Annotated in this window: 23 protein-coding genes; 4 read left to right on the forward strand and 19 right to left on the reverse strand. The window is 32.9% G+C overall.

What is annotated here, in order from left to right; all coding sequences use genetic code 11:
- Positions 1-3: 3 nt before the first annotated feature.
- The 7 genes from RD055328_RS05980 to RD055328_RS06010 all read right to left on the reverse strand — a co-directional run bounded on the left by RD055328_RS05980 (position 4) and on the right by RD055328_RS06010 (position 7,968).
- Positions 4-576: a MarR family winged helix-turn-helix transcriptional regulator gene (locus RD055328_RS05980; RefSeq protein ID WP_244087883.1), complete on the reverse strand. Its 573-nt coding sequence runs from the start codon at positions 574-576 to the stop codon at positions 4-6.
- Between the two features lie 144 nt (positions 577-720).
- Positions 721-1,377 carry a hypothetical protein gene (locus RD055328_RS05985; protein WP_244087884.1) on the reverse strand — a complete coding sequence of 219 codons (657 nt, stop codon included), beginning with the start codon at positions 1,375-1,377 and terminating at the stop codon, positions 721-723.
- A gap of 18 nt (positions 1,378-1,395) precedes the next feature.
- Complete coding sequence (locus tag RD055328_RS05990) at positions 1,396-2,031, reverse strand: DNA alkylation repair protein (protein ID WP_244087885.1); 636 nt, start codon at positions 2,029-2,031, stop codon at positions 1,396-1,398.
- A 75-nt stretch (positions 2,032-2,106) separates the two neighbouring features.
- Positions 2,107-4,497, reverse strand: a complete 2,391-nt coding sequence (locus RD055328_RS05995) for a YhgE/Pip domain-containing protein (protein ID WP_375708068.1) — start codon at positions 4,495-4,497, stop codon at positions 2,107-2,109.
- Between the two features lie 196 nt (positions 4,498-4,693).
- Positions 4,694-5,383, reverse strand: coding sequence for a 2,3-diphosphoglycerate-dependent phosphoglycerate mutase (locus RD055328_RS06000; protein WP_244087886.1), 690 nt, complete (start codon positions 5,381-5,383; stop codon positions 4,694-4,696).
- 70 nt (positions 5,384-5,453) lie between these two features.
- On the reverse strand, positions 5,454-6,503 hold the full coding sequence (locus RD055328_RS06005; protein ID WP_244087887.1) for an AI-2E family transporter: 1,050 nt from the start codon (positions 6,501-6,503) through the stop codon (positions 5,454-5,456).
- A gap of 127 nt (positions 6,504-6,630) precedes the next feature.
- Positions 6,631-7,968, reverse strand: a complete 1,338-nt coding sequence (locus RD055328_RS06010; protein WP_244087888.1) for an SLAP domain-containing protein — start codon at positions 7,966-7,968, stop codon at positions 6,631-6,633.
- Positions 7,969-8,098: 130 nt separating this feature from the next.
- On the opposite strand from RD055328_RS06010, the gene RD055328_RS06015 reads away from it, so the two are divergent.
- A complete protein-coding gene (locus RD055328_RS06015; protein WP_244087889.1) occupies positions 8,099-8,626 on the forward strand; it encodes a DUF308 domain-containing protein in 528 nt (175 codons plus the stop codon).
- A gap of 24 nt (positions 8,627-8,650) precedes the next feature.
- On the opposite strand, the gene RD055328_RS06020 is transcribed toward RD055328_RS06015, so the two are convergent.
- The 9 genes from RD055328_RS06020 to RD055328_RS06060 form a co-directional block, all read right to left on the reverse strand.
- The gene (locus RD055328_RS06020) at positions 8,651-9,406 is read right to left on the reverse strand and encodes an alpha/beta fold hydrolase (protein ID WP_244087890.1); all 756 of its coding nucleotides are present in this window, start codon (positions 9,404-9,406) and stop codon (positions 8,651-8,653) included.
- A complete protein-coding gene (locus RD055328_RS06025; RefSeq protein ID WP_244087891.1) occupies positions 9,400-11,337 on the reverse strand; it encodes a M13 family metallopeptidase in 1,938 nt (645 codons plus the stop codon). Before RD055328_RS06025 ends, RD055328_RS06020 begins: the two co-directional genes overlap by 7 nt.
- 74 nt (positions 11,338-11,411) lie before the next feature.
- A complete protein-coding gene (locus RD055328_RS06030; RefSeq protein WP_244087892.1) occupies positions 11,412-11,882 on the reverse strand; it encodes a universal stress protein in 471 nt (156 codons plus the stop codon).
- Positions 11,883-11,967: 85 nt separating this feature from the next.
- Positions 11,968-13,152 carry a metallophosphoesterase gene (locus RD055328_RS06035; RefSeq protein ID WP_244087893.1) on the reverse strand — a complete coding sequence of 395 codons (1,185 nt, stop codon included), beginning with the start codon at positions 13,150-13,152 and terminating at the stop codon, positions 11,968-11,970.
- A gap of 80 nt (positions 13,153-13,232) precedes the next feature.
- Positions 13,233-13,763, reverse strand: a complete 531-nt coding sequence (locus RD055328_RS06040; protein ID WP_244087894.1) for a GNAT family N-acetyltransferase — start codon at positions 13,761-13,763, stop codon at positions 13,233-13,235.
- A gap of 173 nt (positions 13,764-13,936) precedes the next feature.
- Positions 13,937-14,434, reverse strand: coding sequence for a hypothetical protein (locus RD055328_RS06045; RefSeq protein ID WP_244087895.1), 498 nt, complete (start codon positions 14,432-14,434; stop codon positions 13,937-13,939).
- Between the two features lie 21 nt (positions 14,435-14,455).
- A complete protein-coding gene (locus RD055328_RS06050) occupies positions 14,456-15,364 on the reverse strand; it encodes a DMT family transporter (protein ID WP_244087896.1) in 909 nt (302 codons plus the stop codon).
- Between the two features lie 9 nt (positions 15,365-15,373).
- Positions 15,374-15,925: a DNA-3-methyladenine glycosylase I gene (locus tag RD055328_RS06055; RefSeq protein WP_244087897.1), complete on the reverse strand. Its 552-nt coding sequence runs from the start codon at positions 15,923-15,925 to the stop codon at positions 15,374-15,376.
- A gap of 132 nt (positions 15,926-16,057) precedes the next feature.
- On the reverse strand, positions 16,058-16,522 hold the full coding sequence (locus RD055328_RS06060) for a universal stress protein (protein WP_244087898.1): 465 nt from the start codon (positions 16,520-16,522) through the stop codon (positions 16,058-16,060).
- A gap of 172 nt (positions 16,523-16,694) precedes the next feature.
- Between RD055328_RS06060 and RD055328_RS06065 the strand changes: the two genes are divergently transcribed.
- Complete coding sequence (locus RD055328_RS06065) at positions 16,695-17,489, forward strand: tyrosine-protein phosphatase (protein WP_244087899.1); 795 nt, start codon at positions 16,695-16,697, stop codon at positions 17,487-17,489.
- 233 nt (positions 17,490-17,722) lie between these two features.
- Here the strand turns inward: RD055328_RS06065 and RD055328_RS06070 are convergent, their stop codons facing one another.
- Positions 17,723-18,484: a hypothetical protein gene (locus tag RD055328_RS06070; protein ID WP_244087900.1), complete on the reverse strand. Its 762-nt coding sequence runs from the start codon at positions 18,482-18,484 to the stop codon at positions 17,723-17,725.
- A gap of 202 nt (positions 18,485-18,686) precedes the next feature.
- Between RD055328_RS06070 and RD055328_RS06075 the strand changes: the two genes are divergently transcribed.
- The gene (locus RD055328_RS06075) at positions 18,687-20,048 is read left to right on the forward strand and encodes a hemolysin family protein (protein ID WP_244087901.1); all 1,362 of its coding nucleotides are present in this window, start codon (positions 18,687-18,689) and stop codon (positions 20,046-20,048) included.
- On the opposite strand, the gene RD055328_RS06080 is transcribed toward RD055328_RS06075, so the two are convergent.
- Both RD055328_RS06080 and RD055328_RS06085 read right to left on the reverse strand, forming a co-directional pair.
- On the reverse strand, positions 20,045-20,413 hold the full coding sequence (locus tag RD055328_RS06080; protein WP_244087902.1) for an iron-sulfur cluster biosynthesis family protein: 369 nt from the start codon (positions 20,411-20,413) through the stop codon (positions 20,045-20,047). The genes RD055328_RS06075 and RD055328_RS06080 overlap by 4 nt on opposite strands.
- A 27-nt stretch (positions 20,414-20,440) precedes the next feature.
- Complete coding sequence (locus tag RD055328_RS06085; protein WP_244087903.1) at positions 20,441-21,109, reverse strand: HAD-IA family hydrolase; 669 nt, start codon at positions 21,107-21,109, stop codon at positions 20,441-20,443.
- Positions 21,110-21,214: 105 nt separating this feature from the next.
- On the opposite strand from RD055328_RS06085, the gene RD055328_RS06090 reads away from it, so the two are divergent.
- Entirely contained in the window at positions 21,215-23,518 is a 2,304-nt protein-coding gene (locus RD055328_RS06090; protein WP_244087904.1) for an HAD-IC family P-type ATPase, read from the forward strand.
- Positions 23,519-23,536: the final 18 nt, after the last annotated feature.

The raw sequence follows: 23,536 nt of genomic DNA on the forward strand, positions 1-23,536 counted from the left end.
TCTTTAATCCCACCAACTTCTGTATTCTCTTTTTAAACGATTCATATGATGATGCATTTCATGACGCATTGCTTCTCCATGTATTCCCGCAAAATTATCGAAGAATTTATTAGTCTTATCCTTATCCAACTTCGTTAACCGTTCATTTATCTTGTTTAAAATACGACTTAAGTCTTCTTTTTCTTGTTCTGTTAAATCTTTAAAAATATTGTTTGTCGCATTATCAGTTTTTTCAGTCCCATTTTCAATCTCTTGCTTACCTTTTTCTGTCAGATAAATTAATGATACACGCTTGTCATTCTCACTTTCATGCCGTTCAACTAGACCCTCTTCTTCTAGCGTTTGAACCTGCATGCTAACTGAACTAGGTTTAATATCCAAAATTTCTACAATTTCAGAATTCTTCAGACCATCTTTGTCTTTCAACAAAAACAAAATTCTCGTTTTTCCACGAACCGAATGTAAATCATCATTTAGCTGTGTCTTACGATGACTGGCCATCATAGCTGTCATGAAATAGCGTGATCTTGTCATTTTGCCAAATAAACTAATTAAATTATCTGTATTATCTGTCATATTAAGTCCTCCCAATATAGTTAGTTAGTTTTTATTTTACCTAACGAAATATTATAATAACACTTAGTTAGTTTATGTCAATCATAAACTAACTATTTTTGTAAAATAAAAAAAACACCACTTAATCGTAGTGTTCATCAATCTTTATATATTATGTTTCAGGTTAGTAAATATATACCTGTCAGCCCATCCTATTAAGCTACCTTGGAAGAATAAGGCTATTACTGTTCCAATATTCACAGCAACTAAATTCTTCATTATAATTCCACTAATAATCAAAATTATTAGCGGTGGTATGAAACTAGCAATCTGTGCTTTAGAAGGATCGCCGTGTAAATATTTAAATCTCAAGATATATGCTAAGTCATCATTAGGATGCAAAACTAAATTGACACGTTGATATATCGATACCGCAATAGCTATTAATAAGATAGCAACTAAGTCTAGTATCAAACGAATAATTATTGGCATTTCAATAATATGTAGAGATGATAGCCATTGAGTTATAACTTGTACTAAATAACTAAAAGGGGTAATAAATATTAAATTTCCGACCATTCTTGGCCACTCAAGGCGACCCAATAAAATCGCATTAAAAATAACTACTAATATTCCATAGAAGAACAATACTGTACCTAAATCGATTCCTGTTAGTTTCGACAAGTTCGCCGCAGAAGCCGTCCATAAGGCACTTCCCAAATTAGTTGAAATCGTTAAAGCATTAGCAAATGAATTTAGAATAATAGAAAATATAAAATAAAACATTGTTTCAGTTGTTGTTAATTTTCGATTATCGTTCATTACCACTCCTCTATTACATTATTTTAAGTATTTTGACGCTTCATCTTGGGCTAGTTTAGACAGTTGAGTTGTACTTAAAAAATTATACACCCAATCTCTGTTAGTTTTTGAATAATCTCGTAGTGCCCACCCAATTGCTTTTTGAATAAAAAATTCTTCCGTATCTTTATCATACATAATCATTTCGGTTAAGTATTCAATATCTGTCTCATCTTTAAATCCTAATTGAAGTATGATGCCAATTCTTCGCATCCAAAATATTTCGTGATTTTTAAATAAAGAACTTATCCACTCAAATTCTTCGGGATTAACTTTGATATATTCACTGAACAACTTTCGCCAGGCATCAATACTATCCCACCACATCTTAGTTTGAGATAACTGCAAGAATTCTAGAATGTTGTCTCTAGACCATTTTCTTTTTGCTCGCACTGCTAGATCAATAGCTAAGTATTGATATTCGCGTGGAGTTTTTTCATAATATCTTTTAATTTCTATTAACAGTTCGTCAGCAGGCATGTCTTTTATTTCTTGCCAAGCTAGTTTTTCTAACTCATGTCTTTTTTTAGCTCCCACTCCGTTGAATGGAAATAGATCCCTCATATAGGAAGCCATTTTAACTTGGCTATCTTGATTAATTGGTAACTCAATCATTATTATCCCTCATTTGACTACAAAAATTTCACAACATATAAAAAGCATAACCAAAACGGTTATGCTTTTAAACTATTATTTTTCTAATTCTTGTAATTTTTGATTATCATCAAGTTGTGAAATTCCTGCTTGTCCACGTTTTTGTAGCCAGTTCATTCCAACCCATAGTAATGCTAAATTAACTACGGTGAATACTAATAGAATTAGCATTGATTGTGTAATTTGTCCATTACCTAATCCTGAAGTAATTGCTTGACGGAAGCCTAGAGTAGACCAAGTCATTGGCAAGAATGGATGAATAGCATTGTAGAATCCATTTGTTACTTCCATTGGGAACGTACCACCGGCACCACCAAGTTGAAGCATCAAGAGAATCATTGCTACAAATCGACCAGGATTATCAAATACCATTGATAAGAACATAACTATGGCCATCGATGTTATTGAGAACATAATTGAAATTGCAAAGAATTGTCCTGGATTATCAATTTGTAAGCCAGCTACCATCATTAATGCTGGTTCAATAATAGCCATTGTTACAGCAACTAATCCACCAATAGTGATTTTACTTAAGAACCATGCTGTTGCAGATTGACCTTCCATTGAAATCTTACGGATTGGGAAAGCAAAGTTAAAGACAATGGCACCAACATATAATGCAAGTGATAGTACATAAGGAGCTAAAGCATGTCCATAATTAGGAACATAACTGTAGTTCTCATGTTTTAACTTAGAAGGAGCTGCAAATTGAGCTGCAGTCTTATCAGTTAGCTTAATTGAGTTGATTGTCTTAGCTCCATCACTTAATGAGCTAGCAAGAGTTTCATTACCATCTTTCAATTGGCTTGCACCATCTGTTAAGGTACTTGAGTTAGCTGCAAGTTGACCTGTACCATCAGCTAATTGGTTAACACCTGATGTCAAAGCAGGAACACTTGCATTCAATGTGCTAGTTCCACTAGCTAATTGACTTGAACCAGAGTTTAAAGCACTTGAGTTAGCTGCTAATTGACTCGATCCACTAGCTGCAGTAGCAACGCCACTAGTATATTGAGTCAATCCAGATGAAATTGTCTTAGATCCAGACTGTAGTTTTGTAATTCCTTTATCAAGCTCACTCATACCTGGTGCAAGTCCAAGTTGCTCTTGATTTCCATTAAGTGCACCCTGTATTGTATGCAGGTTATTTAGCATTGAAATAGAACCATTAGTAGCGGTTTGTAAGTCAGCAAAATCTTTATCCGTTATCTTACTATTAACAGTGGCTTGAACACCGGAAATAATTTGATTTGCTTCATCAATAGCGCCTGTTTTTAGTTGTTCCGCCACAAATTTTTCGACGTCTGCTTGTTTATCGGCAGGTACTTGCGCACCTTTCATTTTCATACCTAATACAAATAATTTTGCTTTTTTATCATAATCTTGATTCTCAACTTGATCAACTATTGGTTGTAATAGAGTACTCAAGTTTTTTGAAGCTGTTTTAACTTCTGTTATTAATACTGAAATTTTTTTATAACTATTGACAGCATTATTATAGGCTTCTTCAGTTTCAAAGTTTTCATTATTATTCAACTCAGTTTGAATTTGTGTTAACCCATCAGAAATTAAAAAACTACCCTTCTTTAAGTCATCAACACCACTAGTCAATGCATTGGCACCTGTTCTTAGCTCACCATTTTTACTAGCTAAAGTTTGTAATCCACTGTTTAGGGTTCCAACACCAGATGTGTAAGTACCAATTCCTGTGTTCAATTGGCTTGAACCACTAGCTAGTTGAGCAACTCCACTTGATAAGGGAACGACACTTGTTTGCATTGTCATAACACCATCATTAACTTTATCAACACCTGATGTATAAACATTCAATCCGTCTGATAAAGTTGTTGAACCATCACTCAATTGTGTAGCACCTTTAGCAGCTGTTTTGAATCCTTTACCTGCAGTTGCAACTTGTTTGAACATTACTTTTGAATAAGCTGTGGTTACTGCTTCTCGCACTTGAGAATTAAGTTCTTTAGCACCAACCTCAGAGATTACTTCACCAATGAAGTTCAATGAATCATTGGTTTTGTATTCAATGTTCATCTTCTTAGGATTCTTGTCTAAGACAGTTGCAGCATTAGCTGAGAAATCTTTTGGAAGAGTAATTACAGTGTAATATTTTTTGTCTTTAAGTCCTTGCTCAGCCTTCTTAGCTGAAACGAACTTCCACCCTAATTGATCATTTTTCTTAAGTTCTTTTACCATATCCTTACCAGCTTGCATTTTTACCCCTTCATACGTAACTGGCTTATCTTGGTTAACCACAGCGACTGGTAAATTACCAGTGCTTCCATATGGATCCCAAACTGATTTTAGAAAGAACACACTATATAGGAAAGGAATAAACACAATCGCGAATAGTGAAATCATCATTAGCTTACTTGATCTAATGAATTTAAATTCATTTTTTATCATTTGCATTATATTAAAGCACCCCTGTATTTGTAATATCATGTTAGCTTAATACACTTGAAATTAAAAAACAAGTCATTTAACTTAAAATTTATAATTATTTTTTGAAGATAAGTATTATTGTCAATTTCCAAAAATCGTTTTTTATTAATTGAAAAAACAAATAAAAAAGCCAGTACATTAAAAATGTACCAGCTTTATATTATTAGTTTAATTTCTTTTTACTAACAACTTTTAGGTCTTTATCTAGATCATAAACAACTGGTTCACCAGTAGCCATTTCTACATCCATGATGTCTTCATCAGAGATTTCTTCGATATATTTTGTTAGAGCACGTAATGAGTTACCATGTGCAGCAATAATTACGTTCTTACCTTCAATAAGTTTAGGTGCGATTTCATCTTCCCAGAAAGGAATTACACGTTCTAGAGTAACTTTAAGGTTTTCACCACCAGGAATAGCTCTTGGGTCTAAGTCAGCATAGCGACGATCGTTTGCTGCTGAACCTTCATCAGATGCATCCAATAATGGAGGAAGTGTATCATATGAACGTCTCCAAATATGAACTTGATCTTCACCAAATTGATCAGCTGCTTCTTGTTTGTTTTGTCCTTGAAGAGCTCCATAATGACGTTCATTTAGGCGCCATGATTTTGTTTCAGGAATCCAAAGTTGATCTGAACCTTCTAGGGCATAGTGTAATGTTTTGATAGCACGTGTTAATACTGAAGTATAAGCTTGATCAAATTCGATGCCTTCTTCTTTTAAAAGACGGCCGGCGTTTTGAGCTTGCTTAACACCTTCTTCACTTAAATCAACATCAACCCAACCAGTAAATAGGTTAGATAAGTTCCATTCACTTTGTCCGTGACGAATAAATACTAATTTTGCCATTGATATAATTCCTCGTTTTCATTTTTAAATTACAGGTACTATTTTACACAATAAGCCTATCAGTATCAAACTATGACGACTTCTTTTTTCGGTTTAACTTAATCGGCAATTTCTTATCTTGAGGCTTAACCTTCACATCAAGTATATCTAATAGGAAAGTAAAAATTGGAATTCCGACTATTAATCCCCATGCTCCCATAAACTTCTCGGCTACTATTAAGACAACAAACGTAAAGAACATTGGTAAGTGAGTTTTGCTCGACATGAACTTAGGATTTAGGAAATATGTTTCAAAAGCGTGAATAACAATAATCATTATAATTATATATATAACGTCTTTTATCCCACCGACTGAATAAGCCACCATCGATAATGGAACTAAGGAAATTACAACACCCGCTACTGGAATTAGTGATAGCAAGAACACCATTACTGATAGCGCCAATATACTAGGCATATTCATAAATACCAATGTGATACCAGTAATTATCGTATTTGTGAACGCAATGAATAGTTGGGCTTCAAGAACCACACCAAAAGTATTTACAAATTTATCAGCATAAAATTTTAGATCCTTGAACAACCAGCTATATCTGCTCTTTAAGAATGCATCGCCAAAACGATCAATGTTATCGAGATCAAATGAGTAGAAGAAACTCAAGATGAAGGAAATAAAAATTGTCATTCCAACTTCGCCGATATTCCCAATATACTTAAGAGCTTGAGAAGTCGCCATCTTAATTTGTCCATCTAAGTTAACTTGATCAACCCATTCCATAACATAAGAGAACATTTTACTCTTTTGTAAGCTCGGATCATTATAGAATTCCGTTAATGACTGGAACATCTTAACTACTTGCGTTGCCAGTTGTGGAACATACAATGTTGCCGCTAGATACACTAAATAAATAATTAATACATAGACCGGAATTATAATCCAAATTGGCTTGATATTAATAATTTTTTGAACGCGACGAACCATTTTAACCATTAAAAAAGTCAAAATAAAGGTTAGTAATAAAGTGTTCATCATTCCTCTGAACAAAAACAATACAAAAATAGTTGTTAATAGAACAGTATTTCTTCGTAGTCGCTGATTTGCGATAAATTTTTCGTACATCATGGTACTCCCATATCATTTATTATTACTAATAATAGCAGTATCTCACTTAATATAAAAAGATTTTTGCATTTCTTAACAAAAGCATATTACTAAAACAAAAAAGTACTCCTAAGAGTACTTTTTATTATTTATTAAAATATTTGACTTTGTCTTCAGAAACCCATGCATCTTCAGCAATTTTGTAGAAATTATTTCCGTTCATATCTGTTCCCAATTCATTGGTATACCAGAAAGTACCACCTTTGACTTTTTCTTTTGCAAGTCGACGGTCTTTTTTGTATGAGTTGAAAACATTAATTTTCTCACTATCTTCTCCGATAATTTGCACAATTCCATTCACAACTCGTGTTTCTTCTACGAGAAATGCTTTTTTCACCGCATAAGCATCTGTTTTAGCCATTTCTTCATCATAACCATCTAAGTCTACATCATTGTCAATTACTTCTGATTCTTGATTATCTTCTATTGATTCAACTTTAATGTTTTGTTCAGAACTTTCGTCTTCATTATCAACTAACTCAACGTCAGTTGACAAAACGAATTTATCCGGTGCAATTTGAAAGAAATCGACAATACCATGTAATACACCATTAAACACATATTCTTGCCCTAAAACTGGAGACTCATCAGAGATAACATCACCATGTAAATCATAGAAGAACTGCACGTCTTCATTTCTGAATTTACCCTTGAAGGCTGGCACTTCTTCAAAATCATCTTGCAAGACTTGTTCGTCAGTTATTTTTTCTAATTCTGCTTGCTTCAAAATCGCTTGTAAAGCAACATCTTCTTCAACTTGTCCTAAGCCACTCTCAACATCATCGACTCTTACATATCGATTATTAAAAACTTTATAGTATTCAACGTTCTCTAGTTTGTTAGTTCTCTTAATGTATGTTGTGAATTCTTCGCCGGCAGCTAAATGATCATCAGGTTTTTCATTACCAAAAGTGTCAAAAACTGGAATTGCATCTTGATCTTTTTTTGCAAATAATGAACTAACTTCAATTTTTTCATTTTGCCAAACCGAATTAGTATTTTCAGATAATTCGTCATCTATATCAGGATTGATCTCTGTTATATCAGTTTTTAATTTTGGTGCATTAACCACAATATCGCGACGCAACACTAATATATCTTGATCAATTAGGATTGTTTCCGCATCATTTACCGGACGTCCATTGATAGCTATTTTGGCAACAGAAAAATTACTAATCTCAGGAATCATAGTATAAATAGTTTGGTTATATGTATCTTCTGTTTCAAATATTCCGTCGATTTCTACACCTTTAATATCAGGTAATGAAAATCTTAGACTCTTAATAGAAAATTTGTTTTTTCCACTTTCAACATCTACGTCGAAACTATCCGGATGACACAAATCAGCAACTGATTCGCCCTTGATAGCTTCTACTTGTTCAGTGTAATGTACAGAAAGTATTGATGATTTTGATTTAGCCATGTCGCTTGTCTCTCCCGTATTTAACTATATACATTCTACCTTACATTAATTAATTAATCGAACTAATTAGATATAATTCAACGCTTATCGTTTTTATGTTAAAATTATTTGGTTATTTAGGAGGAGAAATATGGGACCATTTTCAACACAATTTCATTTATATCGCTGGTTAAGAATTATCTTTTTATTTGCCAGTGGTCTAATTATCGTTATCTCCCCAAGTGAGAGCTTAAATATAATAATTTATTTCATTAGTGCTTATTTATTCCTTTTTGGATTAATCGCAATTGCCGATAACATAAAATTACGCCGCATTTCTAACACTGATAGCATTGCCTTAGCGCTAGGAATCGGTAGTATTATTCTTTCTATTCTAACTTTATTCATTGCTAAATTCATAATCTTATTAATACCTGTAACTCTAGGAATTATTCTTGTGATTAATGCTATCAACTTATTCCGAGACACTAATGAAGATCGTCAATTCGTCAATGTCACTCCTTGGCTAGATTATCTTTATTCACTTCTAATGTTTTTACTAGGACTTATTTTTATCTTCAATCCTATGAATATTGTTAATCTATTCTTTTGGCTTTCAGGCGTTGGCTTAATCATCCTTTCAATTTTCGAACTAATAAACACAAGAATTTATAAATAAAAAAGACACCTTACGGTGTCTTTTTTATATGTTTTCTTTAAAGAAATCAGCAATTACATCCATTAGCTCTGTATTAACCAGGTGCTCTTGATTCTCTCCTATCAAAAATTCAACATTTTTAGCATAGTCTTCATTTTTAATTTTATTATAAAAATCATTTGGCTCACTAAAAGGGATTCTTTGATCATTAGTACCGTGCCACAGCAAGAAAGGTCTTTCATTAATTGCATCTGGCTGTAAGTTCAAATCATAATGTTCAATCCAACTAGTCATCAATTCTAAATCTTGCGGGACATCTAGACCGTATTTTTTTGCTGAATCGCTAACTCGCTTTGCATAGATACTTGGCGCAGGGGATCCCATGATACAAGCTCCCACTGTTATTTCTGGATGTTGCACCAACAACATGCTTGTTGTGATACCACCCATAGAGTATCCGCCAACGCCGATATGCGACTTGTCTAATAATTTTATCTTGTCATAAAAATTTACAATCGTATCAAACTCTGCAATGTTAGCTTGAATACTATTCCAAAAAGTAAATGAAGGGATACTTGAAATTGGCTGTTTTCGTTTTCCGTGATTTTGTGCATCAGGCAATATCACGCGTAAATTATTTTGCGCTAATTTTCGTGCTTGTGTCAAAACTAACTCTTTGCTTGATTTCCATCCGTGATAAAAAATAACTATTGGAATTTTTTCTTTACGAAGTTCTTCAGCTACAACTTCTAGAACAGGAATGTTCTTAATGTCTCGTGATAATACAGTAACTTTTACCAAATATTTACTCGTTTCTCAGGAGCTAACCACATACCATCATCTTCCGTAACAGAAAATGCAGAATAGAAATCATCCATATTTTGCGCATGAATGTTAGCACGCATTGGTCCGGGAGCATGTACATCAGTTGATAATAATAGTTCTGCAAATTGTTGAGTAGATTTTACACGCCAAACACGAGCCCAGTTGCTGAAGAAATCTTGTAAATTAACATCATCATGAGTTTTTGCTGCTTCTAAAGCACAGCTAAGACCACCAGCATCAGCTACATTCTCACTGACAACAAGTGTCCCATTAACTTTGCCACCAGCAAAATCAATGTCGTCAAATTCATTAATCATCGCTTTAGTTAAGTCTTCAAATTTTGAGTAATCTTCTTTTGTCCACCAATTATTTAAATTCCCTAGTTCGTCAAACTGAGAGCCATTGTTATCAAAAGCATGTGAAATTTCATGCGCGATTACTGCACCAATTCCACCATAATTCTCACTAGCTGATTGTTCTAAACTATAAAAAGGTGCTTTTAAAATTGCTGCAGGGAAAGTAATATCATTTCTTGATGGATCATAACATGCATTAACCATATGTCCTGGCATTGCCCATTCATTACGATCAACAGGTTTTTTAAATTTATCAAAATTATGTTGACGAGTGATGCGAGAAATTGCCGCGATATTTTCAAATAAACTGGCATCAGTATCAATTTTGAATTTATTATAAATAGCATCTGTTTTGTCTGGGAAACCTACTTTGATAGCAATTTTTTCAAGTTTAACAATTGCTTTTTTCTTAGTGTCGGTTCCTAACCAAGTATTAACATTGATTCTTTGCTTGTAGATTTCAACCATTTTATTAATCATAGCGATGACATCGTTCTTAGCTTCAAGTCCAAAATATTTCTCGCCGTAGTAAACTCCAACTACTTCACTAAAAATCCCACTTGCTTTGTGAAAAGCTGCTTTTTTACGATCGGGTAATTCGGCACTACCGCTAAGTGCCTTACTATATTCACCAGCAGTTTGGCGAATATCTTCACTTAATAGCGATGCTGCTGACATAACAGCTTTAACGGTCATCCAAGCTTTTAGTTCGTCAAAACTATCATTCATAACTTGTTCAAAAGCCTCATAATACTTTGGTTCTGTTACGATGGCTTTATCTGGTGTTGCATCTATTAATTTAGTAATTAATTGATCCAAATCAAAGGTTTTGATTTTGTTAGTAAACTCAGTAAAGTCCATAGGGTTATAGGCTTTAGTATAATCTGCCCATTCTTCAGAACTCTTAACATGTGGTACCAACTTAGCATCGAACTTAATATTGTTGTCACTCAATTCAGTCGCAGTTGTTTTATCAAAACCGGCCTTAATCAATGTTTTAATAACAACATCCCTGTATGTTGATAACAACTTATCACCTGAAGGATTATTATCATAATAAGTCTTATCCGGCAAAATCAAACTAGGTGCATACATGTAAACAACATTAGTAGAAGTATCTTTCATATCTGCATCAACATCAATTGTAAATGGCAATGCTACTCCACTCATTACAAGTTCTTGTAACTGATTATTAATATCTGAAAAATTCTTCAAACTATTGATAGTTGCCAGTTTAGAATTCAATGGTTTAGCACCATCAGCATCTAGTTTCTCAGTATTCATTGCGACTTGATAGAGCTTAATAGTTTCTTTCATCAAATCGTTATCAATTTTATTTTCATCTTTTGCCATCTCATCGAAATCTTGCATGAGTTGCTTTTCAACTTCTAAATCAAGATCTGAAAAACCACCGGTGCGCGCTTTATCACTAGGAATTTTAGCAGTTTTGAGCCATTCACCGTTTACTGATAGATACAAATTATCTTTAGCAGAAGCTGTTGCTCCAACGGTTGTGTCGCCCACACCACTAATAATTTTTGAATTATTCATACTACACACTCCTTAATTTCATTATTGAAATAATAACACATAACTAAAAAAAGCCGTCAATTGACGACCTTACTTTATCTAACTACTGATACGGTAACTGGTGAATATCTAACGATATGCTCAGCTTGTGAACCTAGTTTTCTATGGAGATTTTCTGAACGTTCTGATCCAATAATAACAAGATCTGGATCGTACTTAGGAATTACTTTTTCAACAATCACATGTCCTGGATTACCTTCAGATACCATTGGTTTAACATCACTAACACCAAAATCTTTAGCTTTTTGGACATATACATTCAAGTCATCCTTGATTTGTTCACGTCGTTCCTCTAATAGCTGCGGCGATAATGATTGGAATATATTCAAATCTCCAACTTCAAGTACCGAGATAATTCCTAACGGAACATTCATTGTTTTTGAAATTGTACAAGCATAATTAAAAGCTGCTTTTGATGAAATGAAATCATCATCATCAATACATACTAATATTTTGCTATATTGCAATGGTTCTACAACATATTCATCTAAGTTTTCGTTGTCCATAGTTCAATCCCTCCGAATTTAAAAGTCTTGCCCTTTGTTTTAATCTTCCAATGTAATTATAAAACATATAGCTTATTAATATACTCTAAATTTCAAACTGTTTAATTTTAGTGGCAGCTCCATAACCGAGTATTGTTAACAAACTACTTTGGTAGTTAATATCAACAATATATCCAGCAAATTCACTAGGATCATTTATTTTACGATCCCATTTTTTGTTGTAATTAGTAGTTAATCCATGATTTTTGCCCATTAACGCCGAGCAATTAAGCAATATATGATTAATATTATCAAACTTGAAGCTTTTTTCAACGTGTTTATGGCCACATATATATGCTGAAATCTCAGCATTATTAACGTTGGTAAAGTCAAACTCAGCATCTAAAACGAAATCTTTATTACCCTCTTGATTGTCCAAATGGCCTTTAAGTTTCTCATTAAAGGCGACGAACAATTCATGTAAGGAAATTCCATTGTAAGTAAGTCCGCTTTCGCCTTTTTCATTTAAAATAGGCGAATGTCCAAAGATAATAATCTTTCTACCCGCAGACTTCTCTAAAATGCTGATTAATTCAACTATTTGAGCTTGACGAATAGCACGTACTTTTTTTACGTCGTACTTCTTAACACCAAACTTGTGCAACTTATAAGGAACATCTGACGTATTAATAAAGATTGTTCGAACTGGTCCCTTATCAAAATAAAACAGACCACTTGTTTCAGATTCATATTTAATTTGAGGTTGATTATAAAGATAACCGCCAACGATATTTTGATAAGTATCTTCGTTAAACGATGCTTTTTTACTAAGAGTATGTTCATCAAACTTGTCGTTATCATCATGATTACCTTTAATCATCGCAAAAGGTAACTTAGAATTATTCAAACTCTTAACCATAAGTCGTAATAATGTTTTACTATTTTCTGGATTATCGCTGCCATCAATCGCATCACCAAGATGAGCTTTTAGGTCAACTTTATAATTCTGATCAAAAACATTAAGTTCTTGTGTATGTACTAATCCATTAATTCCATAAAAGCTTGAGCTATTAATATCTTTAGCATGAGTATCTGTTATCACCGCCAATGTAAAAGAACCATAACTGACATTAGGCTCTACAACATTACGATTGAAATCATCAATATAATTTTTGAAAAAATCACGGTAGGCGATATTGCTTCGAATTGATGGTGCATATTCTTCTAATAATTTAACATTTTTCACACTAGTAACTCTTCTAAAAATATTGGTTAATCCTCGAAACAACATCCCTACCTCCTGTAATAATTAAGTATCTATAATATACCACTAAGACATCAAAAAAGTCGTCTGAAAAGTAGACGACTTTTTTATTCTATAAGCATTTGATAAGCAATTCTAGGAACGCTGTTTTCATCTTCCATCATCGTGATAGTTCCTCGATGTATAAACCCGTTTTTTTCGATAACATGTTGCATAGCCATATTTTCAAAATGAGTATCTATTCTTACATCCGTATAACCAAGTTCACGTGATAATGTTAATAAGTGATGAATCATTGTATCTGATAAATTATGTCCAGAGTAATTAGGATCAACAGCAATTCTATGAATCACCGTGTATCCAGGCTTAGAATTCTCATCCCACTTACCTTCATTAATTGTCTCATAATTTTCTTCGATACCTTGTTGAAGAGCTGCAGTTCCTACTATTTCACCATCAAGTACCATAATATAATTGATTCCATCTTTAATATCTTGTTCTAAAATAACAGGATCTGGATATCCATTTTGCCATTGATCCACTCCGCGTTTTTTTAGTGTTTTTTTAGCTAAATCAATAATATCTAATACTCTTGGCAAATCTTGCTCAGTTGCCTTTTTCATATAAATTGTCGCCATAGCTTCCACCTCTAAAAAATCATTACTGGAAGATTTAAACAAATTTGAATGAAAAATACAACACTTTTTTCTGAAAAATAGTTTTAATATTGATAAAATCACTAATCTTATTCACTAAAAACATTATAAAAATTAAAAATAATAAATAAAAAACACTCCCTGAGGAGTGTTTTTTATTTATTTTGCCATTCATCTACTGCATGAGCAGCTAAGCCGACACTTAATAAAGCATCACGTGACAAGATATTACGGATATTACCAATTCTTGTATTAGATGATACCGCTCCTATTACTTGCAATGAGAAACTTATTAAATGTAAGTCTTCAGCCGGTAAATATTGTCCATCATCGTCATAAGGAGTTTCATGATTATAAGTGAAGTTTATTTCTTCATTAACTAGTGATCCATCTACATGGTTCAATAAGACACGATCACGTAAATCACTCATTTTTTGTTTTTCATCTTGTAATGTTAAACCATGATCTGATTCTTCTTGATAGTATTCATTTTCAGTCATATCAAAATATTCAGCTATTGGTTGTCTTAATAGCGATATTTCATCAATTAACTTATATACTTTTTTTGTATCTAATTTTTTATTTTTTTGTACAATGTCATCTGTTTCATCATATAAAGTTGAAGCAAATTTGCTTATTTCAGAAAAATTCATATTTTCCACCTCAATTAGTTATTATAAAGGTTCTTCTTTCGAACTTCCATATGCCATAATAAATGCGGTTGCCATAATTAAAATCATACCAAATATTTCAACAATTCCAATATTAAGATGCATAAAAGCGACCGAAGCTACTGTTGCCGCCAATGGTTCAAACGAATCCATTAACGAAACAGTACTAGCCTTAGTATATCTCAAACTGGCTAGATTCATAAAGTATGCTAAAACTGTACCAAAGAAAAAGACAAAAATATACATCATTATTCCTAATGGACTAAGTTTAGGCATTGTCCAGAATGGATGTTGCACATTCAAGATTAATCCACCAAAAAACATTGCCCAGCCGACAACAATCATCGAACCGTAATTTTTTAATAATTTCCCAGGTAAAAGAATTGATAATGCTGAAGTTACAGATGCTACAATTCCCCATACTAATGCTTTTGATCCAATCGTAATTGAAGAAATATTACCTTGTGTCACAATTAGAAATGTCCCTAGTAAAGCGAAGGCAAGTCCAATTACGTCAGTTCTTCGTGGCCAAGTTTTGGTTGCTATAGCAATCCAAATTACCACAAATATTGGAGATGTGAATTGTAAAATCGTAGCCGTTGGTGCATCTGAATATGACATTGTTTTATAGTATGCCAGTTGCATTAACATCATTCCAAAAATTAAGAAAACTAGTAAATGCGCTGCATCTTTTTTATTAGTTAAAATTCCAAAAGTTTTTTTTCTACCACTTTTAAAATATGAATATACAATTAACACAAACCCAGCAAATAACATTTTTGAACTTACTAATAAGTCCGAATCTAAATGTTCCAATTTGATTAAGGCATCTGACATCGTGTCTGATAACCCCCAAAAAATGGCCGCTAAGCCCGCGATTAGTATCCCATAATACTTCTTATCTATTTTCAAAACATACCCTCACTTGAAATCACAGCTATCAATATGATCATTAATAACTCCTGATGCTTGTAAAAACGAATAGATAGTTGTTGGCCCTACAAACTTGAATCCCCGTTTTTTCATAGCTTTACTTATTTCTGTTGATAATTCATCAAAACTTGGAACTTCTGATGATGTCTGATAATGATTCATTATTCTCTTTTTATTAGTAAATGACCATACAAAACTATCAAAAGTTTGATTATTCTTATGCATATCAGAAATCATTCGTGCATTAACAATTGCAGCATTAATTTTTAGCTTGTTCCGAATAATTCCCGTATCTCGCATCAAAGTAGAAACCTTATTGTCGTTATAATCTTTAATTATCTCAATATCAAAATTATCAAAGGCACTTCTGAAATTATCTCGTTTATTAAGAATCGTTTGCCAACTTAAACCAGATTGAAATAATTCTAACATCAACATTTCATATAAATAATGGTCATCATGTTCAATAACTCCCCATTCTTTATCGTGATATTCTCTCATATTGTCTGATGCTTCAGCCCATTCACAACGATTGGTCATAATTTTTCTCCCGATTTGACCATTATAAACTATAATCAACCAAATTCGAAACGTGTTGGCCTTATAAAACAATAAAAGACTAGTTGCCATTAATAATGGTTAACTAGTCTTTTATTTTATAATTATCAAACTTTATTTATTATCTATGTCTGTTCTTACAATAATAACGTCAGTTGTAGCATTTCTTGTTACAAACTCTGAAACTGATCCTACAAGAATTCTTTCAACCGCATTAAGCCCTGTTGAACCAATCATAATAAGATCATTTTTATATTCTTTAGGAAATTCTGAAGCAATAACAGTTTTAGGATCCCCAAAACGAATATGAACACTAAGATTGTCCTTAGTCATACCTTGACTATATGCACGTTCTTGCAATTCTGTTAAATATTCTTGAGCATCTTCTGAGATTTTATAAACCACATCACCGCTAAGCATTCCACCATACATACCCACAAATTGTTTAGTATTTAAAACATTCAAAACATCTAAGTGGGCACCATTTAGCATAGCTACTTTGACAGCTTTATCAAAGGCTTTCTCAGATTCTTCCGATCCGTCAACTGGTGCTAAGATTCTCTTGTAATCTTGTGTCATAAGTTTGTCCTCCACTACTTTAGGCTCACATTAAGAATAAATGTTAGCGGTTAACATTGCAAGAATTCTAAGAGTAAATCTATTAATTTTTCTAAAAAACACAAAATTATCTATCTGCAAAAATTTTGATATAATGAAAGATAATACATTTTTCTTAGAATGGAGTTTTTATATGAACGAACGTATTCTAGATCCGTTTTTAGACGCTGGGCGTAACTTCCGTGAACTTGGAGGCTACAAGACACAAGAAGGACAACAAATTAAGTTCCACAAAATTCTACGTTCTGCTAATTTGGCAGAATTGACGCCAAAAGACCAAGAATTCTTAGCCAACTATGGCTTAAAAAAAGATATTGATTTTCGTTCAACTGCCGAAAAAAACAAAGAACCAGACCTTGTACCTGCAGGTGTAGAATATATTTTTAACCCTGTTTTTAAAGAAGATGAAACACAAGCATCTAAGTCATCTAACGATATCGAAAAACAATTTGGATTTGCTTTTGATGATGGATATAAGCAAATGATTAAAGTTTATAAAGACATCATTATTGATGATAAGTCTAAAAAAGCTTATCGCCTTTTCTTTGATCACCTATTAGATAATTCAGAAGATAATCAAGTTGCTTTATTCCACTGTACTGCCGGAAAAGACCGCACTGGTATGGCTGCCGTCTACTTCCTTTGGGCATTAGGCGTTGATCAAGCAACTATTAAACAAGATTATTTATTAACAAACGACGTAATTAAATCATACGTTGATAGTCGAATTGAAGAATTAGAAGCAAAGAATGTTTCTTCTCAAACAATTTCTTCAGTTCGTGCTTTAATGTCTGTCCAAGAAGACTATCTTGATACTGCCAAAAAAACGATAATTACAGAAACTGGTTCAATGGAGAACTATCTTAACGAAGCAATTGGACTTTCAAAAAACGAAATTCAAGATCTTAAAAAAATTTATTTACGCTAGTATTTGAGGTTTGTGAAGAACTTCTCATTTTCTATGATTTTTGTTCACAAAAAATTCATATTTTAAGTTTAGTATACTGTGTATAGGTTAAAGGAATAATTCCCCCCAAGAATTCCCTTTAATTTATTCCCCTCAGAATATGATATGCTAAAAAAAAGACATTTCCCCAATGTCTTTTTTTTGCGCCCAAAATTAGGATAAATTAAAAAGCTTGACCAAATTGGTCAAGCTTTTTAACGTTGCCACCACTTCTTTTTACCCTCTGTTAACTGCATGTTAGCAAGCGTACGCAAGTTTTGTTGTTCTGTTTTTTCTTTAGTTGTATCTTCTACTACAGTAGCTTTTTGCTCTAATTGTTTTTTCTGATCTCTTATCTCTTTTGCTCTTGCTAAAGCTTGAGCATACTTATCATCACTATCTTTATTTTCTTGTGTCTTATTAGAAATGTCTGAAGTTTGATGAATTGAATTCATATTTTCTGTAGCCTGAGATGGATTTTTTATGGTTTTTGGTGCTATCGCTTTTTCATTGACCTTAAGATCATAATCAAATAACGGTGTTTCTTGAGAATTCTTAAGTGCTCTTATTAAAGCGTAATTTTCTTGTTGACTATCTTTTAATTGTTTTCTTAAATGCATAATTTCTTTAGCTTGTTTAGCTATTTTTTCATTTAGCTTCTTTTCTGTACCTGACATTCCCTCAGTTACAACTTCTGCGATTTCTTGATCAGGTAGTTGTCCATCATAAACTTCAGCAGCAGCCAATTCTAATGTCATCGCTTCACGTTGACTGATTTCTAACATTTTTTTGAAATCGAGGATATTTTGACGAGTATAGTTACGTCGCTTATTATTCTTCCGCGCAAAAAAAGCTTCATTTCCCGTTACTTTTTCAACAAGTAATGAATACTTACGTAAGGTAGTTACGTTCACATTCAATTCTTCGGCCGCTTGCGCCGGCGTTAATAAATCTAATAAACTATTCTCTGCTATCATAATAATCCCCCTATACATAGTAATTATACAAAAAAACTAATGATATATTCAATAACTATTAAGATTGTCTTTTCTACTTAAGAATACTACAATGTGCTTATATTATAGGGGTTTTAATAAATTAATAGAAAAAGGAAGTTAATTGCGACTTTTTTGATATAATTATCCCATTCTTACTATTATAAAGAGGTAAATTCTTAAATTGGCAAATTCACAATTAATAACAAATTTAATAATTATTCTTATTACATTTGTTCTAGCCTTTTATTTTGTCGCGGCCGAGTTCGCACTTGTTACAGTTCGACCAAGCCAAATTGAAGATGCTATTGAAAATGGAACCGGTAATAAAAAGAAACTTAACCGGATTCTTCACATGACACATAATTTAAACGAGTATTTATCAACGACTCAAGTTGGTGTTTCTGCTGTCGGAATCATCATTGGTTGGATTGGTGAAAGTACTATTGAAACTATCTTCGTAGATATTTTGGGAATTCTTCACGTTCGCGGTGGTACAAGTATGCACGCTGTTGGTTCAATCATTGGTGTTGTTATTCTTACTTATTTAGAAGTTGTTTTAACAGAAATCGTGCCTAAAAATATTTCGATTGATATGCCTTTAAAGATGTCATTATTTGTAGTTACACCGCTTCATGTTTTCCATACAATCTTTTATCCATTCGTATGGTTATTAAACATTTCAGCTACTGGGATTGTTAGAATGATGGGCTTCAAACCGGCAAATACCGACGATCAATCTTTTTCTCAATCTGAAATCCTTCGATTATCACAAACTGCTGTATATAGTGGAGAATTAGATCAAGAAGACTACGATTATATGCAACGTGCTTTTCAATTCAATGACAAAGTTGCTAAAGACGTCATGGTTGATCGTACTCGCTTATACACAATTGATATCAACACCACCGTTGCCGAAGCTGTCAAAGAATATTTACAAGAAGGATTCTCAAGAATTCCTGTCGTCGCTGACGGTGACAAAGATAATATCTTAGGTTACGTATATTCTTATGATCTAGTTCGTCAAAACCAAGTGGATGGTAATATTTCTGTTAGTCGTGTATTAAAAAATATCATTACCGTACCAGAAACTATGCCTATCCAAACCATCTTGAAAAAGATGATTCATCGTCAAATGCCGTTTGTAATGGTAGTTGATGAATATGGTGGTACTAGTGGTTTAATCACTGATGATGATATTTATGAAGAATTATTCGGGCCAATGTACGATGAAAACGATGATGCTTCTGATGAATATATTTATAAAGATGAACAAAATCAAATCAACGTTTTAGGTAAGACTACCTTGTATGATATTGAAAGATATTTCGATGTAGACATCAAAGAATTCGAAGAATCAGATATTATTACTATCGGTGGTTTCATTATGGAGAACTATCCAGAAACCAAAGATGGCAGTGTCGTAACTATTGAGAATCTTGAATTCACAGTTACAGAATTCGATCATGCATTTCCTAATCAATTCACTGTAGTAGTCCTACAACAAGAAATAGTAAAAGATGCAACAAAAAAAGAAGAGGTTTAAACCTCTTCTTTTTTGATATGTTCAACATTTACTGTACCATCAATTAATCCAGCTGAAGAACTCATTTGTAATGTTTGTGAATTAGGTCTTACTCTAAAAGTTATATTTTCTGTGAAGATATAATCTGAACTTGCTTTAATATAAATTGGGTCGATATTACTATCGATTTCAACTGAATAATCTGATTTGAAGTCAATATCTTTTTCCACTAATAGAATTCTGAAACTAGTATCCAATGAGCATTGGCCTACTTTACTAAACATCCCTACTCCGTCATCTAAGTCTAATAAAATAGCCTCATTTGCGGCTTTTTTATTTTTAAGAATTTCTGCTGCTTCTGAATCAAATGTAATTTTTATGTCCATAGTTGAACCTCCCTTAAGTAAACATACTTACTTATTTTCATTATCCACAATTTCAGCAATTTCTAAAGGATTTTGCACTATCCAATCAGAATTAGCCGCTTGTAGCTCTTTTAAATTCCCATATCCATATAAAACGCCTATTGCACGTAAGTCATTATAATGACCACCTTCAATATCATTTTCACGATCACCAACCATCGATATTTGTTTCTTATCAATATGGTTTGGTAGATTATTTAAACCATACGTTATTACATCTTTTTTTGAATTGCGTTCACTTTCTATATCAGCAGCTCCAAATATATCATCAATATGAACATCTAATTTCAAATCCGCCAAAATTCTTTTGGCTGTTCGTTCTGGCTTAGAAGTAGCAATATAAATTGGAGTATTTTGTTGATTTAATGATTTCAACATATCTTCAACACCTGAGTATATAGTGTTTTCTTGCCATCCTTTGACATCATAATATTCGCGAAAAATATTAATCCAATCTTGAATTTTTTCATGATCATTAGGGTCAACGCCATCATACTTTGCAAATGTATCACCTAGTGGTGGGCCAATAAATGTTTTAAGGGTCGCTTCATCGTGATAAATGCCAACTTTTTCGTACATATATTGCAAGGCTTTGATAATTCCTTCTTGCGAATTAATAATTGTTCCATCTAAATCAAAAAACACACTCGATATCATCACGATCTCCTCTTAATAGTTTAATTTTTATTATAATCAATCAAATTTCAAAAAACTATCATAAATCTCTGATATATTAGAATAAATAATTAGAGGTACTTGTGTATGTTATGGACTGACTTAGATCATGGATTAACCGATAATGACGTCACTGAACGTGTTAAGAATAAACAAACTAATATTACTATTGATGATTTAACAAGAACTACTTATCAAATAATTTTTGATAATCTATTCACTATTTTTAATATTGTCAATATGGCTATTGCGATTCTTATTTCTATCACTGGTAGTTTTAACAATCTTTTTTTCCTTGGGCCCGTAATAGTAAATCTGATATTTGGTACTTATCAAGAACTAAAATCTAAACGTGCACTTGATCGTATCAGTCTAGTGAATGAACATGAAATATCAACCTTACGGAATGGCTTATTTGTTAACGTAAAAAAAGAAGACTTAGTCCTCGATGATCTAATTAAACTAAGTCGTGGTGATCAAATTCCAGCTGACGGAATAGTTCGCCAAACTGATAGATTAGAAGTCAATGAATCTTCGCTAACTGGAGAATCTAATTCTATTGAAAAAAAACCTAATGACAAGGTGCTTTCTGGTAGTTTTATCGTTAGTGGTAATGCCTTAATTCAATTAACTGCTGTTGGAGCAAATAGTTTTATTTCAAAAATGTCGTTAGAAGTCCGTCAAGAAAAACATAAAATTAGTTTTCTAATGAAAACTATCAACACAATTATCAAAGTCTTGACCTATACTCTAATTCCCTTAGGGTTAGCACTATTCTTTTCATCTTACTTACAAGATCACAGCTACAACAAAGCTATATTAGGAACGTCAGGTCTTGTTATCGGTATGATTCCTCAAGGACTTGTCTTATTAGCAACCGTTGCCTTAAGTGTTGGCGCCTTGAACTTAACTAGAAAAAAAGTCTTAGTGCGTTCATTATCATCTATCGAAACGTTAGCACGTGTTGATGTCTTATGTTTAGATAAAACAGGAACAATTACAACTGGTAACCTTAGTATCACTGATATTGTTGCTAAAAATAACTCTTCTAAACAAGAGCTGATTAATATCGCTAAGAGTATTGTTATTGGCACAAAAGAGACCAACCAAACTGCTACTGCTATCACTAACTATCAGTCTGATTATGATTTAATAACATATAAAACCACTATTCCGTTTTCTTCAGAGAAGAAAAGTTCCGGATTGATTGATGAATCAGGAAATAAATACCTGATGGGTGCTTTAGAATTCATGCTAGATGATCCTAATCCTAATGACATTGAAGCAATCAATAACCATGCTAAATCTGGTAAAAGAGTTATCTCAATAACTAAGAATGATACTCTGTTAGGCTACTTATTAATCGTTGACGAAGTACGTAAAGAAGCTAAAGAAACCTTCTCTTATCTTTCAAATCAAGGAATCACTCTCAAAATAATTTCCGGAGACAATCCCTTGACTGTTTCAAACGTAGCTCAACAAGCCAACATCAAAGACGCAAAACATTTCATTGATTTGTCAAAATTCCCTGGAGATATTGATTATAACCAACTCGTCACAGAATATACTGTCTTCGGTCGAGTTAAACCAGATCAAAAGAAATACTTAATTATGGCAATGCAAGAGCAAGGTCTTACTGTCGGAATGACTGGTGACGGCGTAAATGATATCTTAGCAATGAAACAAGCTGATTGTAGCATTGCAATTGCAGGCGGAAGTGATGCTGCTGAGTCAACAGCCGACTTCGTATTGTTGAACAAGAATTTTGATTCCATGATTTTCGTCTTAAATGAAGGCCGTCGTGTAATTAATAACATTGAACGTGTTGCTTCACTATATTTACTTAAAACTATTTATTCTGTTGCATTAACAATCATATTTATTTTTATGCAAACTGATTTACCCTTCCATCCTTCTCAAATGACACCTGTTAATATGCTAACAGTTGGAATTCCAACTTCCCTACTTGCCTTACAACCAGACTATCGACCACCGGCAGGAAAATTCATGCGTAATGTATTAGAAATAGCTCTACCAGCTGCTATAAACATTGTTATCTGGACCATGATTATTACAACTATTGCGCACTTCACGAATATGCCACATTCCAACTCATCAACCTTAATTGTCTTACTAATTTGCTCTATAGAATTTGCTACATTGTATGTTGTTGGACGCCCTATTAACAGATTAAAAATTGCTATATTTGTAATCTTATATACTCTTATGGCATTAATCTTTATATTTAGCGGTAATATCTTTAATTTAGTTAGTCCGCTTAACAAGTCCATGATTATCTACAGTGCAATCATTGTAATTGGATCATATCCAATCTTTGAAATCACTCGAGAGTTACTTGGACGTCGAATATTTAGTCGATTTGCAAAATAAAAAACCTGGCAAAATGCC

This window comes from Companilactobacillus sp. RD055328 (genome assembly GCF_022835675.1).
In the GTDB taxonomy this organism is placed as follows: domain Bacteria; phylum Bacillota; class Bacilli; order Lactobacillales; family Lactobacillaceae; genus BQUT01.

Coding starts and splice junctions, on each gene's coding strand:
- RD055328_RS06085 (WP_244087903.1), bottom strand. CDS start 21,109: ATGATATCGAGTGTGTTTTTTGATTTAGATGGAACAATTATTAATTCG.
- RD055328_RS06045 (WP_244087895.1), bottom strand. CDS start 14,434: ATGAATTTTTCTGAAATAAGCAAATTTGCTTCAACTTTATATGATGAA.
- RD055328_RS06030 (WP_244087892.1), bottom strand. CDS start 11,882: ATGGACAACGAAAACTTAGATGAATATGTTGTAGAACCATTGCAATAT.
- RD055328_RS06010 (WP_244087888.1), bottom strand. CDS start 7,968: ATGGCTAAATCAAAATCATCAATACTTTCTGTACATTACACTGAACAA.
- RD055328_RS05990 (WP_244087885.1), bottom strand. CDS start 2,031: ATGATTGAGTTACCAATTAATCAAGATAGCCAAGTTAAAATGGCTTCC.
- RD055328_RS06065 (WP_244087899.1), top strand. CDS start 16,695: ATGAACGAACGTATTCTAGATCCGTTTTTAGACGCTGGGCGTAACTTC.
- RD055328_RS06035 (WP_244087893.1), bottom strand. CDS start 13,152: ATGTTGTTTCGAGGATTAACCAATATTTTTAGAAGAGTTACTAGTGTG.
- RD055328_RS06070 (WP_244087900.1), bottom strand. CDS start 18,484: ATGATAGCAGAGAATAGTTTATTAGATTTATTAACGCCGGCGCAAGCG.
- RD055328_RS06080 (WP_244087902.1), bottom strand. CDS start 20,413: ATGGACATAAAAATTACATTTGATTCAGAAGCAGCAGAAATTCTTAAA.
- RD055328_RS05995 (WP_375708068.1), bottom strand. CDS start 4,497: ATGCAAATGATAAAAAATGAATTTAAATTCATTAGATCAAGTAAGCTA.
- RD055328_RS06025 (WP_244087891.1), bottom strand. CDS start 11,337: ATGAATAATTCAAAAATTATTAGTGGTGTGGGCGACACAACCGTTGGA.
- RD055328_RS05980 (WP_244087883.1), bottom strand. CDS start 576: ATGACAGATAATACAGATAATTTAATTAGTTTATTTGGCAAAATGACA.
- RD055328_RS05985 (WP_244087884.1), bottom strand. CDS start 1,377: ATGAACGATAATCGAAAATTAACAACAACTGAAACAATGTTTTATTTT.
- RD055328_RS06040 (WP_244087894.1), bottom strand. CDS start 13,763: ATGGCGACAATTTATATGAAAAAGGCAACTGAGCAAGATTTGCCAAGA.
- RD055328_RS06000 (WP_244087886.1), bottom strand. CDS start 5,383: ATGGCAAAATTAGTATTTATTCGTCACGGACAAAGTGAATGGAACTTA.
- RD055328_RS06015 (WP_244087889.1), top strand. CDS start 8,099: ATGGGACCATTTTCAACACAATTTCATTTATATCGCTGGTTAAGAATT.
- RD055328_RS06090 (WP_244087904.1), top strand. CDS start 21,215: ATGTTATGGACTGACTTAGATCATGGATTAACCGATAATGACGTCACT.
- RD055328_RS06060 (WP_244087898.1), bottom strand. CDS start 16,522: ATGACACAAGATTACAAGAGAATCTTAGCACCAGTTGACGGATCGGAA.
- RD055328_RS06055 (WP_244087897.1), bottom strand. CDS start 15,925: ATGACCAATCGTTGTGAATGGGCTGAAGCATCAGACAATATGAGAGAA.
- RD055328_RS06005 (WP_244087887.1), bottom strand. CDS start 6,503: ATGTACGAAAAATTTATCGCAAATCAGCGACTACGAAGAAATACTGTT.